The following is a 12957-nucleotide window of genomic DNA, read 5'->3' as shown; positions in this document are numbered from 1 at the left end:
CCATGAAGATCGCCTACATTCCCGAAGACGCCCCATTCAACGAGGACCAGCGCGCCTGGCTCTCCGGCTTCCTGGCGGGACTGCACTCCCGTCTCGCCATGAACCTGGCAACGCCACCACCGGCGGCCTCCGCAGACCTCGCAGCTCCCCGTCCGCCACTGCGCATCCTGTACGGCACCCAGACCGGCAATGCCGAGATCGTGGCGGGTGACGCTGCCGCCGCGGCCAAGGCTCAGGGGTTCGACGTGACGGTCAGCGGCCTCGAGGAGATAGCGCTCGATCAGCTCGCCGGGCTGAAGTACGTCCTCATCGTCACGTCCACCTACGGCGAGGGCGAGATGCCCGATAACGCCGAACTGTTCTGGGATGCACTGTCTTCAACATTGGCGCCCCGCCTCGAAGGGGTGTCCTACGGTGTGCTCGCCCTCGGCGACACCAGTTACGACGGCTTCTGTCAAGCAGGCAAGCTCATCGACACCCGGCTCGAACAGCTCGGTGCGAGTCGGGTGGTCGGACGCGCCGACTGCGACATCGACTATGAGGCGCAGGCCGCCGAATGGGTCCAGGGCGCAGTCGCGAGCCTGGTCACCCTGGCCGGAGCCAGCGGCACCCCTGGAACTCCCCCGCCAAGCACCGTGGTGCGCTCCGGATGGACCCGCAAGAATCCGTTTCCCGCAGAGGTACGGGTCAACCGGCTGCTCTCACGCGCGGGCTCTGACAAGGAGATCCGGCACTTCGAGTTCGCGCTCGCGGACAGCGGGATCACCTACGAGGCGGGCGACGCGCTCGCGGTCATCGCGGAGAACGATCCGACACTGGTAGCGGCGATCGCGGATCACTTCCGTGTCTCCACAGAGACCCTGGTCGACGGTGAGCCCCTGGGTGAACTGCTGGGCACACGCTACGAGATCAGCGCCCCGTCACGAGACTTGTTGAGCGAGGTGGAAAGCCGGGCGGAGAGCGAGGAGTTCTCGCATGCACTGCGGGGTGGTGTCAAGGAGGTGCTGGATGCCTGGCTGTACGGCAAGGACATCCTCGACATCCTGCGCATCGGCGGGGATGCGCTAAGCCTGGAAGAGTTCATGGGGCTGCTCAAACCGCTACAGCACCGCGCCTACTCGATCTCTTCCAGCGCATTGGCTCACCCAGAGCGCATCCACTTGACGGTAGCCAGTGTCCGGTACCAAAGCTTGGGCCGTGAACGCGGCGGGGTGTGTTCCACCTTCTTGGCAGATCGTGGCAGCAATGCCCGAATCTTCCTGCAGCCCAACAAGTCCTTCCGGGTCCCGAGCGATGACGATGCGCCGATGATCATGGTCGGACCCGGTACCGGCGTGGCACCGTTCCGGGCGTTCCTGCAAGAACGTGAGCAGCGCGGTGCCAGCGGCCGCAACTGGCTGTTCTTCGGTGACCAGCACCGGGACCACGACTACATCTACGAGCACGAGCTCGACGGCTGGCACACGTCCGGCCTCCTCAACCGACTCGATCTGGCCTTCTCGCGTGATCAGGCAGAGAAGATCTACGTGCAGACGCGGATGCGCGAGCACGGCCAGGATCTGTTCGCATGGCTCCAAGATGGCGGGCACTTCTACGTATGTGGCGATGCCACGCGCATGGCCAAGGATGTGGACAAGGCGCTGCACGAGATCGTCGGTGAGCACGGCGGATTCAGTCCCGACGAGGCGTCCGAATACGTCAACACCCTCAAGCGGGAGAAGCGGTACGTCCGCGATGTGTACTGACGGCCGGCGCTGCGAACACTGCCCCGCCCGACGAATCGTGGCGGGGCCCAACGCCATTGCCGAGGCGCTCCCCGCCCTTGGCACGGTGGTGGCCGTGACCGCCAACGATGCGGCCCTGATCAGCCACACCGGCGAGTACCTGGAACCCGCCTTCCCCGGTGAAGCACTGTGCTGCGACGACGAGTACATCGCACTTCGGCTTAACCCTGCACTTGTCCGCGATGCCTTCCTAGCACCGCGAGCACTGACGATGGTCGCCGAGACCGGCACGCACCGCGCGTACCTGACCCCGCTTTCGGACCGCCTGACGATCAGCGCCCTCGAACTGGCACCGGCGGCGATCCCCGAGGCGTTCCCCGTCACCGATTGGTCCGACGTCAATTGGCATGACACCGATCAGCTCACCCACCTTGACGCTCTCACTCCCGGGCGTTATCGGGTGCTCCCGTTCACCGGCGCCCGCAAGATCGATTCGCAGGTCATCCCCCATCTGCTGGCTCACATCGTGGACGTGGACATGCCTTTCACGATCGCCGTCCCCGGCGGCGGCTGCGTGCAGCTGCACCGCGGCCACGCGGCAATGGTCGAACAGGCCGGCGCACACATCGCTGTCATCTTCGGGGCCTCGCGGTATGCCATGGATCCGGTGTTCATCGCGGAGTCCTGGGTGACACATGCGCACGGTACCCAGGGCCTGACATCGTCGGTTGAGCTCTACGACCACAGCCATCGGTGCGTCACCACCATCACGCAAACCGGACCGATCACGCCCCGGCTTCATCAGGCGTGGGAACACATGATTGCCTCATTGCCGGACGCCGCCTGACCCCCACCCGCCTCGTGGTTCGACACCCATCTCACAGTGGGCGGCCAGCGAAGTGTGAACAGATTGAGATGTCCCGGTGAATTGGGGGCAGCGTCCGGGAAATTGTGCGGCCCTAGCGTGTGCGCATGAAAGCGACACCCGGAGGCAACATGGGCGGTGCACCGTGAGCAGCCTGATCAAGGTCGTCGATCCGATCCTTCCTGGTCGGAGCGCGGATCTGCGTCAGGCGCAGTACTACCAGGATGTCCTCGGCGAGCTACGCGCGGTAGCTCTGCGGGAACTCGACGACCACGTGGCTTCCCTGGAGCGCAGAAGACAGAGCGGCAAGCCATCAAGCCTCTCGCGCCTGCACCGGCTCGTCGGTGCCAAACGCGCCGAGCTGGCCGCACTGGACCAGTTGCTTGTGGCGCTTAGTGATCGATTCGGAGATCACTCCACCTTGTCAGCCGGGTAGCGCTGCTCGACGGTGCGACCGGCCCGGGTGTCCGTCGGACAGATAAGGCCCGCGGCCACCGAGATGTTCACGCAGACTGAGCTTTTCCCGCCGATGCGGCACCCGGACACGGCGGCGAAGCTCAGGCACCACGAAGCGGGCGAAATCGACGAAGGTCCCGGGTGTCGTCACATACGCGACATTGAACCCGTCGACATCGGCGTCATCGACCCAGCGTTCCAAGTCGTCGGCGATGTCGGCGGCAGAACCGACGAGAACCGGCCCACGCCCGCCGATCCCGATTTCCTGGGCAAGTTCACCGGCCGTCCAGGTACGGTTCGGATCCTTCGTGAACGAGGCCAGCGCGGAACGGTTGGCATCGGTCTCCACATGCCGCAGCGCCTCGTCTGGCGCGAGCCCAGCCAGATCAACTCCCGTCCATCCACCGAATAGTGCCAATGCACCTGCGGGGCTGACATATTGGCGGTACTCATGCAGCTTGGTGATCGCCAGATCCCGCGTCTCGGCGACGATCGGCGTCACCATGGTGAAAACCTTGATGGACCGCGGGTCGCGGCCCAATCCCGCTGCGGCTTCGCGCAGCGCCCGCACGGGTCCGCGCACGACCTGCGGCGTCGGACCCGATACGAACACCGCTTCGGCATGAGCGGCCGCGAATTGAATTCCCCGCGCCGAGGCACCCGCCTGGAACAACACCGGTGTGCGCTGCGGCGAGGGTTCGCACAGAAATGGCCCAGGAACGGTGAAATACCTTCCCCGGTGCGCGATGTCATGGACCTTGGCCGGGTCGGTGAAGACACCTCGCGCCCTGTCATGCACCACGGCACCGTCCTCCCACGAACCTTCCCACAGCTTGTAACAGACCTGGAGGTACTCGTCGGCGATGTCGTAGCGCCGGTCATGCGGTATTTGAGAGTCCAGTCCTAAATTCCTTGCTGCACTGTCTAAATACGATGTGACAATGTTCCATGCCACCCGCCCCTCGGTGAGGTGATCGAGTGTCGAGAGGCGGCGCGCCAAGGCATACGGCTGCTCGTAGGTAAGCGACAGCGTGATCCCGAATCCCAATGTCTCGGTCACCGCCGCCATCGCCGATACGGCCAACGACGGGTCATTCACCGGGAACTGTGCCGCGTCGACCACGGCCGCATCGCGAGAACCTCCGTACACGTCATACGCGCCCAGCACATCGGCCAGGAACAACAGGTCAAATCCGCCGGTCTCGAGTGACCGGGCGAGTTCGGTCCAATAGCTCAGCGTGCGGTATCGATGTCCCTGATCCTCGGGATGTCGCCACAGGCCAGGTGATTGGTGGCCGACACATGCCATATCGAAGGCATTGAGGTAAATCCGGCTCATCGAGAGGCCCCGATCTTGTCGCGATAGGTCTCACGGGCGGCGTGTGCGGAGGCGAACGTGAGTGCGGCGAGCACCAGGTAGTAGACGACGATGAGCCATGGGTTGCCATGGTTGACAGCCAGCAGTGCCGCGGCGATCAGCGGAGCGAATCCACCGGATAGCACCGCACCGATCTGATAGCCCAGCGACGCCCCGCTGTATCGGACACGGGTGTCGAACAATTCGGCGAACCATGCGGCCTGCGGCCCATACATGGCGTCGTGAACAACGTTGATCCCGAAGATAATTGAGAGCACCACGAGAACCGTTGAACCGCTTGCGGCGGCCAGGAAGAACAGCGTCAACGCCACCGGTCCGGCCGCGGCTCCGAACAGGTAAAGCGGGCGTCGGCCGATCCTGTCCGAGAGTGCGGACCACGCCGGCGTGCTCACGATGCCGATCGCCGAGGCGATCAACACGGCAGTCAATCCGACCTGGCTGTCCTTCCCGAATACGTCTTGCAGGTAGGTGAGCGAGTAGGTGGTCAGCAGCACGAACAAGGCGATTTGCGACAACCGTAAGCCGCTGGTCAACAGCACATTACGGGGCTGCGTACGCAGGACTTCCACGACAGGCAGCCGCGCGAGCTCGCCTCGGTCACGTAGCCGCCGGAAGTCCGCCGAGTCGCTCAGACGCAATCTGATCGCCAGGCCGACGGCCACCAAGATGACGCTGCTCAAGAACGGGAGGCGCCAGCCCCAGGCAAGGAACGCCTCCGGTCCGGCAAGTGATCGGGTGAGACCGAATACCCCCGTAGCCAAGAGCATTCCCGCCGGTGAGCCCAATTGGGTGAAGCTGCCGAACAGTCCCCGATGGCCGGGCGGGGCGTGTTCAACGGACAGGAGGGCGGCGCCACCCCATTCTGCCCCGGCCGCGAGCCCCTGCAACACCCGTAGCGCCGCCAGTGCGCCCGGCGCCAGAACTCCCGCGTCGGCATAGGTCGGCAGCGCGCCGATCAATGCGGTGGCAATGCCCATGAGCAGCAGCGCCCCAACGAGAACGGCCTTGCGCCCCAGCCGGTCACCCAGGTGTCCGGCGATGACGGCACCCACTGGGCGCGCACCGAACCCCGCCGCGTAGGTGGCGAACGAGGCCAGCGTGCCGGCCGTCGATGAGACGGTCGGGAAGAACAGGGGTTTGAGGACAAGCGCCGCGGCCGTCGCGTAGAGGTAAAAGTCGTACCACTCGATGGTGGTGCCGACCATGCAGCTCAGCGCGACGGTGCGGGCGCCGGGACCGCCACTCAGGGCCGGCCCACCCGCGTGGACGGCAGGTGCCGCGCTGGTGGTAGTCACGTGATGCCACGGTGCATTACCGGATCGGCAGTGGGAACCTTTGTGCTCGGCGGGATTTCAGCCGTGCGGCTAGTGGCTACCGGCCCGCATATCGGGCTGTGAGTCCTCTAGCGGGGTAAGAATCGTCGCGAGCCAGGTGACCGTCAGCGTGGCGGACGCGACAGTAGCGAGCAGCGTCCACATCAACGGATCGGACCCGTCCGCCGTCTGATGCCACCACAGCGCGGCCAGACTTGTCACGGTGCTCAGCGCGGCGGTGTACGCCGCCGCGCAGCACCACCGGAAGTGCCTCCGGCGCAGAGCTACGAGCGAAACAAGGCACGCCGCCACAAACATGATGGACGTCCCGGGCACCACGGCATCGACATGTAGCGACGGGCTGGCCTGCGCACCGAGGTTTGACCAGCGACTTGCCGCGGCCACACCCAGGACGATGGCGGCCGCAAGCGCGGTCCAGCGTCGCGGCCTGCTCATCCAGACGTCCTCAAGCACACCGCGCTCGATCGCGCGCAGCGTGTCCTCAAGCCCAACGTCGTCGTGGCGCTGCGTCCTCACTCAATGCCTCCCAAATTCGAACATCTCTGAGACTAGAGGTCGGATGCGGTGGCGCGGGAGTTCCGTACCACTTGTCGTGCTGCTACTTTCCGGCGGTGGACCTCTTCACCCACACCTGGGCAGCTCTGCGCGCCGCTGTCGCCGATCTGCCGGGCCAGGCATTTACCCGGCCTTCGGGCTGCGCGGGCTGGCTCGTGCGCGACCTGGTGTGCCATCTGATCATCGATGCCCAAGACGTGCTGATAACCCTGGCAACTCCCAGTGCGGAACCACCGACGCGCGATGCGCTGACCTACTGGGAAGTCCTCGATGCGCCCCCGGCCGGAGACGACGCCCTCGATGCGCTAATCGTCCGGTTGGCCGCCGCCTACCGGGAGCCGAGCCTGCTCACCTTTCACCTGGATGACCTGGGTGCCGCTGCGGGGCGCGCTGCGGTCCTCGCCCCTCGCGATCAGTGCATCGCCACCAAGGGCCAGGTTCTCACCGTGGGCGATTACCTGGATGCCTACGTCCTGGAGTGGACATTGCATCATCTCGACCTTGTCGCGTATCTGCCCGACGCGGCAGCCCCACCCGCCGCCGGGCTTTCACGTGCACGTCAGATGGTGGAGCAGATCGCCGGATACAAGATTCCCGCGGCACTGTCGGATACCGATGCCCTATTGATCGGAACGGGGCGCCGCTCCCCAACCGCCGCGCAAGCCGCGGCCTTGGGAACCGACGGGAACAGAATTCCCGTCTTTCTCCGCTGAGTCACGAGCGTGCTTCGCCTACGCGCAGTTGAGGGTGACGTAGGCGATCTTGTAATCAGGGGCTTCCCCATCGCGACCTGGGGACGGCCTGATATCGCTCGTGTGCTGGTGCTGCACCGGCGTTTGGGTAAATACAGATCGAATTGTGCAGTCCTCGATGTCCCGTCCGCCCGTCTTGGTGACGATGACGCGGTACCCCTCGGAGGTGAGCATGTCGATGACCCCTTGGGCGCCGCCGACGGCGGCTGGGCCTGCAGCGGCCAGCGGGGGTTCCGTAAGAACTACCGCCGTGATTACCGCCGCGGCGAGGAACCCGGCCGAGGACACCACCCTGACGAGCGTTTTGACACCTTGAACTGTGCATTCGGTGATCATGCGACGGTGCTCCTCTCGGGTTGAGTCCACTGTATGACACAGTGTGTCATTATGTACACTACGTTTCATGTGGCGTGGAGCACATCTAGACAGGCGGACCATTTCTCGGACGTCGCGGCTAGCATTGGGACATGACAACGCAGTTTGACGCCGTCATCGTCGGGGCCGGTTTCGGCGGGATGGGCGCGGCGATCCAGCTCAAGGAGCTGGGCCTGACCAACCTTGCGATCCTGGATCGCGAGGATGATTTGGGCGGTACCTGGCACGTCAACCATTACCCCGGCCTGGCTGTCGACATCCCTTCGGCGACCTATTCGTACTCCTTCGAGCCGAATCCCTACTGGTCGCGTTTGTTCGCTCCGGGTTCCGAACTCAAGCAGTACGCCGCCCACGTGGCCGAGAAGCACGACCTGCGCAAGTACATGCGGTTCAACACCCCGGTGTCGGGTGCACGCTGGGACGAGGAAGGGCAACACTGGGTTGTGGCCACCGAGTCTGGTGAGACCCTCACCGGTAAATACCTCCTGACGGCCACCGGATACCTGTCTCAGCCCAAGATGCCCGATATTGCGGGTATCGAGTCCTTCGCCGGCAAGGTCATCCACACCACCAAGTGGGACAACAGTTATCGGGCCGCGGGCCACAAGATCGGCCTGATCGGCACCGGCGCCACCGCCGTTCAGCTCATCCCTGAGCTGGCCAAGGACGCGCAGCACCTGACGGTGTACCAACGCACCCCGATCTGGGTCGTGCCCAAGGCCGACGCGAAGGTCCCCGGTGTGATCAAGAAGCTTTTCGCGAAGGTGCCACGCACCCAAAAGATCGCTCGCACGGTGGGTTCGGCAATCCTTGAAGTGATCATGGTGGGCGGAGTGCTGCATTTCCGCCAGTTCCGGCAGGCCAACAACGGGGCCGCGATGCTGGCCAGGGCGCATTTGTTCGCGCAGGTGCGCGATCGCGAGCTGCGCCGCAAGCTGACACCCGACTACGACTTCGGCTGCAAGCGTCCGACATTCTCGAACACGTACTTCCGGGCCTTCAGTAAGAAGAACGTCAGCCTGGAGACGGCATCGATCGAGCGGATCGAGCCGGACGGCATCGTCACCGCGGACGGTCGCAAGACGGTCATCGACACCCTGGTCCTGGCCACCGGTTTCAATCTGTGGGAATCAGCCTTCCCCGCGTTCGAGGTAGTCGGTCGTGAGGACTACAACCTCGGGAAGTTCTGGCGGGACAATCGCTTCCAGGCATTCGAAGGTATCGCGGTGCCCAAGTTCCCGAATCTGCTCACGCTCAACGGGCCGTACTCCTACAGCGGGTTGTCCTACTTCGACACCATCGAGTCCCAGATGCGGCACATCAAGCGGCTCTTTGGCGAGATGGCGCGCACCGGCACCGAAACCTTCGAGGTCACCGACGAGGCCAACACCGAGTTCCTGAACCGCATGGTCGGCAACCTGGACAATTCGGTGTTCTATCTCGGCAGCTGCCAAACGGCACGAAGCTACTACTTCAACCAGCACGGTGAGGCCGCGCTGCTGCGTCCGACATCCACGGCCAGCGCGTACAAGGAGCAGGAGTCTTTCCCGCTGGAGGCCTACCAGCTGGCCTAGCCGGTTCTGTGTGGGTTAGCCGAGTACACAGTCGCCGCATACCGCGGAACGGTCGTCGGTGAGCTGATAGATGAGACAGCAGCTGCGTCTCCGGAAATCAGGCCCTGCACGTTGGGTGCCGTCGTCGACGCGAAGGTCGCGGAGGTAGGTGTCGGCCACTTCGTGGGCAGCATCGGTCAGTTCGGGTCGCGACGAGACGATGAGACGCGCGGCGCTGTTGACCGCAGATCCGACGTTTCCCCATAGGACGCGGTCGCTCACCCCGGTGTGTTCCATGACGCCCTCGGTGATCGATTCCACTACCGACCCGGTGATGACGCTGCCCTCCCCCATCCGCGTGACCACGGAAAGCGGAAACGGACCCCCGAGCTCGTCCTGCCACCACAACTCGTGTGGCTGCTGCGAGATTCGAGGTTCGTCGCATGCCGCTGCGGCGACGGTTGGTGCCAGGATGCGGGCGACCAAACCAAGATGAGCCACCGAGCCCGCTACCCGCAGATCGATGTCGGCGGGGCTCACCGCTATCCGTGCGGCGAGATTGCTTCGAACGCGCTCAATCCGATCCGCCAACGCGCGTGATCCGTCGGTCAACTCCGCCACAGGCCGCCACGGCGACCTCGGTGTATCACCGGCGTCATGGGTCTCGACGGCGAAGAAGGGCCCAAAAGCCGACACCTCAACCGCGCTCACACGCCGATGATGCCATCAGCCCGATCAAGATCACGCGCGGGCGAGGCGTTGGGTCTAGGTTACTTGCGTCCGGTACATCCAGGGTCAGTGCGCACGAAAGGTGTCGTTGGTGGCTGAGCAGGTCGGGGACCTCACTACTGTCAATTTCGAATACCACTACTCGTATCCGGCCCACCAGGTGTGGTCGATTCTTGTTTCGCCACAGTTGTTCGGACAGTGGGTCAAAGATTTCGGGCCCACCGAATACGAGACGGGACTCGCATTCTCGTTTAGCGTCTTCCCGTTCGTGGGAAGCGGATTCGTCGGAGAGATCGACGGCCGATTCACCGAGATTATCGACGACGAGCTGTTGGCCTACCGGATGACCACCCGCGACGGATCGATCTCCATCGACTCACGTTGGACCCTCAACCCGAATGCAGACGGAACCCGACTATCGGTCGAGGCGACCGGATTCAACTCGAATGACCACGACCAGATGCGGTTCAGGCAGCTATGTCTGGTCGGTTGGCCCGCTGTGCTGGAACGGATTGAGGACTTTCTGCGCGAGCGGTGATCGCACAGAAAGCCCCTCCAGCGATGTGACTACTCGATCACCCGAACCAGGTAGGGGGCCATGTCGTTGAACCGTACCTGCGACACCTGCACCGCGGGTTCGGACGCCTCCAGCATGAGGTTGTTCCCCAGGAACATGGTCACGCTCTGGCTGCCGTTGGGGCCGTAGAAGATGAGATCCCCCGGAAGTGCCTGGGACGGAGCGATTTTCCGGCCAGCGTTGTACTGATCACCAGACCGGCGCGGAAGCTTGATGCCCGCGGCGGCGTAGGAGTACACCATCAGCCCCGAGGCGTCGAAACCGGGAACCCTGGGCGTAGGCGCGGCCACCGGAGCGGGAATCAATCCCAGCAGGCTCGTGGTCGCCTCCGGCGCGGCAGGCGTGGTGTCGGTACTGGTGGTCGGGCCGTCGGTGTTACCGCCCCCATACGTGAACGGCACGCCGCGTTGAGACAGGCCCCTGGCGATCACCGCGTTGACGAGCTTCTGGGCGTCGGCCGGACTTTTGTGGACGTCGGCCGAGGCCAAGCCCGGGGTGGCGAAGAGCAGGGCAATGCCGAGCATGACGGCGTGTGTGCGTTTCATTCGATTGTCGCTTCTCTCCGGCCGCGAATTCTCTACGCGCGGGTGGTTCCCTCCGGCCGGCGATGACCACCAAGATCCTTTGTACCTCCGCATCCCCTTCTAATCCCAATTAGGTTCTGCGACATAGCCAATGAGTTGTCGTAACGTAACCGAACGGTGATACGCGACGGGGCTTCGGCGCACGTCAACCCTTACGCTCAACGTTTCTTGAGCGCGGTTGGCCCGCCGGTCGTAGGCTGGCGCCATGACCGACCACGACCGCCTTGCCACCCGCCGCGAAATCGCCGACGCACTCACCAGCGCGTTCGAACGGCGTCACGAAGTGCTTGACCTGATTGTGGAAGCCGATGACCGAAAGAGCGCGATCGACGCGATAGCCGCACTATTGGGAACCTCGCATCTGGGCGGTGAGGCGGTCATGGGGATGTCGTTCGATCATCTGACCAAGGATGAGCGCCGCAAGAACGCAGCCGAGCTCGAGGATCTCAACAGCCAGCTCACCTTCACACTCATGGAGCGGCCCGCGAGCTCGGGAGACAGCCTCGAACTGCGCCCGTTCTCCGGGAAGGCCGATGCCGACATCTTCGCCGCACGTACCGAAGAGATCGGCCAGGCCGGCGACGGGTCCGGCGCCCCGGCCGGGGGTGTAGACGACGAGTTGAGAGCAGCTCTCGCGCGCATCGACGACGAGGAGGCGGCCTGGTTCGTCGCCGTCGAAGGGCCCAGCAAGGTCGGCATCGTCTTTGGTGAGCTGGTCGACGGTGAGGTGAACGTGCGGATCTGGGTCCATCCCGACCACCGCAAGAAGGGTTACGGCACCGCGGCTTTGCGAAAGTCCCGATCGGTGATGGCCGCCTACTTCCCCGCCGTACCCATGGTGGTACGTGCACCCGGCGCCTCCACGCATTAGAAGCGCGACAGATTTAGTGCTCATCAAGAGCATTGATCAATGTGCTTGATGCACTGATGAATTGGTGTGAATTTGCCGGACGACACGCCGCCCCTCCACAGCGCTTCGGGCGGTAGAACATTGGCGAGGTCCGCTACTGTTAGCGCGGTATGAGCACATACGAGGAATCTCCGATGGGCATTCTGGTGTCTCAGATCTACCGGGTGCTGTGGTCACGCGCTTCGGTGATCGTGCGCGACTTCGGCGTCACTGTTCCGCAGATGGAGTGCCTGGCCGTGCTCTCCGCACAGCCGGGGATCTCCAATGTTGAGATCGCCGCAGAGCTTCGAATCACCCCCCAGGCGGTAAGCCTGGTCCAGCGGTCGCTGGAGGAGGCAGGTCTTGTGCATCGTTCGCGACGGCAGGCGGACGCGAGAGTGCTGACCACCGAGTTGACCGCCAAGGGACGAAAGCTCTTCGAGCGCGCCGACGCCACGCTGCGCGAGGATGACGACGAGATTCTGGCCAATATGACGGACAAGGACCGAGCCCAGCTGCGCAGGCTGCTCGGCGGAGTGATCGAGACGATGTCGGCACGGTAGTTCGCCCCCTCCGCGTGCAAAAGTGCTCAGTGTCAACACTATTGACGACGTTTGACCATCATTGATGGCGTCTTTGCGCTGGTTGAACGGGTTCTGAACTCTTTACAACTCTTTTGCGGATTTCTTGGACTCATTCCAGATAATTCAGGCATACTGCCGTTGTGGCCTTCACACCGGACGAGTACGCGGCACTGCTGCGGACCGCCGATCTGCGCGTGACGCGGCCCCGAGTCGCCGTGCTTGAGGCCGTCGAAGCGAACCCGCACGCCGATACCGAGACCGTCTTCGGTGCGGTGCGGGCGGGTCTGCCCGAGGTGTCCCGACAGGCTGTTTACGACGTCTTGGCGGCCCTGACATCGGCCGGCCTGCTGCGCAAGATTCAGCCTTCCGGCTCCGTCGCCCGGTACGAATCTCGGGTCGGCGACAACCACCACCACGCCGTATGCCGCTCGTGCGGTGTCATCGCGGATATCGACTGCGCCATCGGTGCAGCGCCCTGTCTCACCCCGTCCGACTACAACGGATTCGTCCTCGAGGAGGCCGAGGTCATCTATTGGGGCCTATGCCCCGACTGTGCAGCACACGCTGCGTCCACACGAATTTCGGGATCACACACGTGATCA

The 12957-nt window shown here is 63.9% G+C and carries 15 protein-coding genes; 9 read left to right on the top strand and 6 right to left on the bottom strand.

Features of this window, described 5'->3' with window-relative positions; all coding sequences use genetic code 11:
- The first annotated feature begins 2 nt into the window (after nucleotides 1–2).
- From BB28_RS12185 to BB28_RS12175, 3 genes are all read left to right on the top strand, one after another.
- Complete coding sequence (locus BB28_RS12185; protein WP_064393474.1) at nucleotides 3–1745, top strand: diflavin oxidoreductase; 1743 nt, start codon at nucleotides 3–5, stop codon at nucleotides 1743–1745.
- Entirely contained in the window at nucleotides 1735–2571 is an 837-nt protein-coding gene (locus BB28_RS12180) for a ChuX/HutX family heme-like substrate-binding protein (RefSeq protein WP_064393473.1), read from the top strand. The genes BB28_RS12185 and BB28_RS12180 overlap by 11 nt, the downstream gene beginning before the upstream one ends.
- 163 nt (nucleotides 2572–2734) lie before the next feature.
- The gene (locus BB28_RS12175) at nucleotides 2735–3025 is read left to right on the top strand and encodes a hypothetical protein (protein ID WP_064393472.1); all 291 of its coding nucleotides are present in this window, start codon (nucleotides 2735–2737) and stop codon (nucleotides 3023–3025) included.
- Here the strand turns inward: BB28_RS12175 and BB28_RS12170 are convergent.
- From BB28_RS12170 to BB28_RS12160, 3 genes are all read right to left on the bottom strand, one after another.
- The gene (locus BB28_RS12170; RefSeq protein WP_064393471.1) at nucleotides 3014–4384 is read right to left on the bottom strand and encodes an LLM class flavin-dependent oxidoreductase; all 1371 of its coding nucleotides are present in this window, start codon (nucleotides 4382–4384) and stop codon (nucleotides 3014–3016) included. The two genes, BB28_RS12175 and BB28_RS12170, sit on opposite strands and share 12 nt — an antisense overlap.
- Nucleotides 4381–5628, bottom strand: a complete 1248-nt coding sequence (locus tag BB28_RS12165) for an MFS transporter (protein WP_081252379.1) — start codon at nucleotides 5626–5628, stop codon at nucleotides 4381–4383. The genes BB28_RS12170 and BB28_RS12165 overlap by 4 nt, the downstream gene beginning before the upstream one ends.
- A gap of 159 nt (nucleotides 5629–5787) precedes the next feature.
- Nucleotides 5788–6273 carry a hypothetical protein gene (locus BB28_RS12160; RefSeq protein WP_064393469.1) on the bottom strand — a complete coding sequence of 162 codons (486 nt, stop codon included), beginning with the start codon at nucleotides 6271–6273 and terminating at the stop codon, nucleotides 5788–5790.
- Between the two features lie 95 nt (nucleotides 6274–6368).
- On the opposite strand from BB28_RS12160, the gene BB28_RS12155 reads away from it, so the two are divergent.
- Nucleotides 6369–7025, top strand: coding sequence for a maleylpyruvate isomerase N-terminal domain-containing protein (locus tag BB28_RS12155; RefSeq protein WP_064393468.1), 657 nt, complete (start codon nucleotides 6369–6371; stop codon nucleotides 7023–7025).
- 18 nt (nucleotides 7026–7043) lie between these two features.
- Here BB28_RS12155 and BB28_RS12150 read toward each other — a convergent pair whose 3' ends face one another.
- Nucleotides 7044–7430: a hypothetical protein gene (locus tag BB28_RS12150; RefSeq protein ID WP_126315397.1), complete on the bottom strand. Its 387-nt coding sequence runs from the start codon at nucleotides 7428–7430 to the stop codon at nucleotides 7044–7046.
- Between the two features lie 101 nt (nucleotides 7431–7531).
- On the opposite strand from BB28_RS12150, the gene BB28_RS12145 reads away from it, so the two are divergent.
- On the top strand, nucleotides 7532–9013 hold the full coding sequence (locus BB28_RS12145; protein WP_064393466.1) for a flavin-containing monooxygenase: 1482 nt from the start codon (nucleotides 7532–7534) through the stop codon (nucleotides 9011–9013).
- Nucleotides 9014–9028: 15 nt separating this feature from the next.
- Here BB28_RS12145 and BB28_RS12140 read toward each other — a convergent pair whose 3' ends face one another.
- Nucleotides 9029–9703: a (2Fe-2S)-binding protein gene (locus tag BB28_RS12140; protein WP_064393465.1), complete on the bottom strand. Its 675-nt coding sequence runs from the start codon at nucleotides 9701–9703 to the stop codon at nucleotides 9029–9031.
- A 109-nt stretch (nucleotides 9704–9812) separates the two neighbouring features.
- On the opposite strand from BB28_RS12140, the gene BB28_RS12135 reads away from it, so the two are divergent.
- Nucleotides 9813–10259: an SRPBCC family protein gene (locus BB28_RS12135; protein WP_064393583.1), complete on the top strand. Its 447-nt coding sequence runs from the start codon at nucleotides 9813–9815 to the stop codon at nucleotides 10257–10259.
- A 29-nt stretch (nucleotides 10260–10288) separates the two neighbouring features.
- Here BB28_RS12135 and ripD read toward each other — a convergent pair whose 3' ends face one another.
- Complete coding sequence (gene ripD, locus BB28_RS12130; protein WP_064393464.1) at nucleotides 10289–10843, bottom strand: NlpC/P60 family peptidoglycan-binding protein RipD; 555 nt, start codon at nucleotides 10841–10843, stop codon at nucleotides 10289–10291.
- Nucleotides 10844–11087: 244 nt separating this feature from the next.
- On the opposite strand from ripD, the gene BB28_RS12125 reads away from it, so the two are divergent.
- The 3 genes from BB28_RS12125 (at nucleotide 11088) to BB28_RS12115 (ending at nucleotide 12954) form a co-directional block, all read left to right on the top strand.
- On the top strand, nucleotides 11088–11753 hold the full coding sequence (locus BB28_RS12125) for a GNAT family N-acetyltransferase (RefSeq protein WP_064393463.1): 666 nt from the start codon (nucleotides 11088–11090) through the stop codon (nucleotides 11751–11753).
- Nucleotides 11754–11926: 173 nt separating this feature from the next.
- Entirely contained in the window at nucleotides 11927–12334 is a 408-nt protein-coding gene (locus tag BB28_RS12120) for a MarR family winged helix-turn-helix transcriptional regulator (protein WP_030097898.1), read from the top strand.
- 161 nt (nucleotides 12335–12495) lie between these two features.
- Nucleotides 12496–12954: a Fur family transcriptional regulator gene (locus BB28_RS12115; RefSeq protein ID WP_064393462.1), complete on the top strand. Its 459-nt coding sequence runs from the start codon at nucleotides 12496–12498 to the stop codon at nucleotides 12952–12954.
- The last annotated feature ends 3 nt before the right edge of the window (nucleotides 12955–12957 follow it).

Origin of the sequence: Mycobacteroides chelonae CCUG 47445 (assembly GCF_001632805.1) — a bacterium.
GTDB lineage: Bacteria > Actinomycetota > Actinomycetes > Mycobacteriales > Mycobacteriaceae > Mycobacterium > Mycobacterium chelonae.
This window is presented reverse-complemented; position numbering and strand designations above follow the sequence as displayed.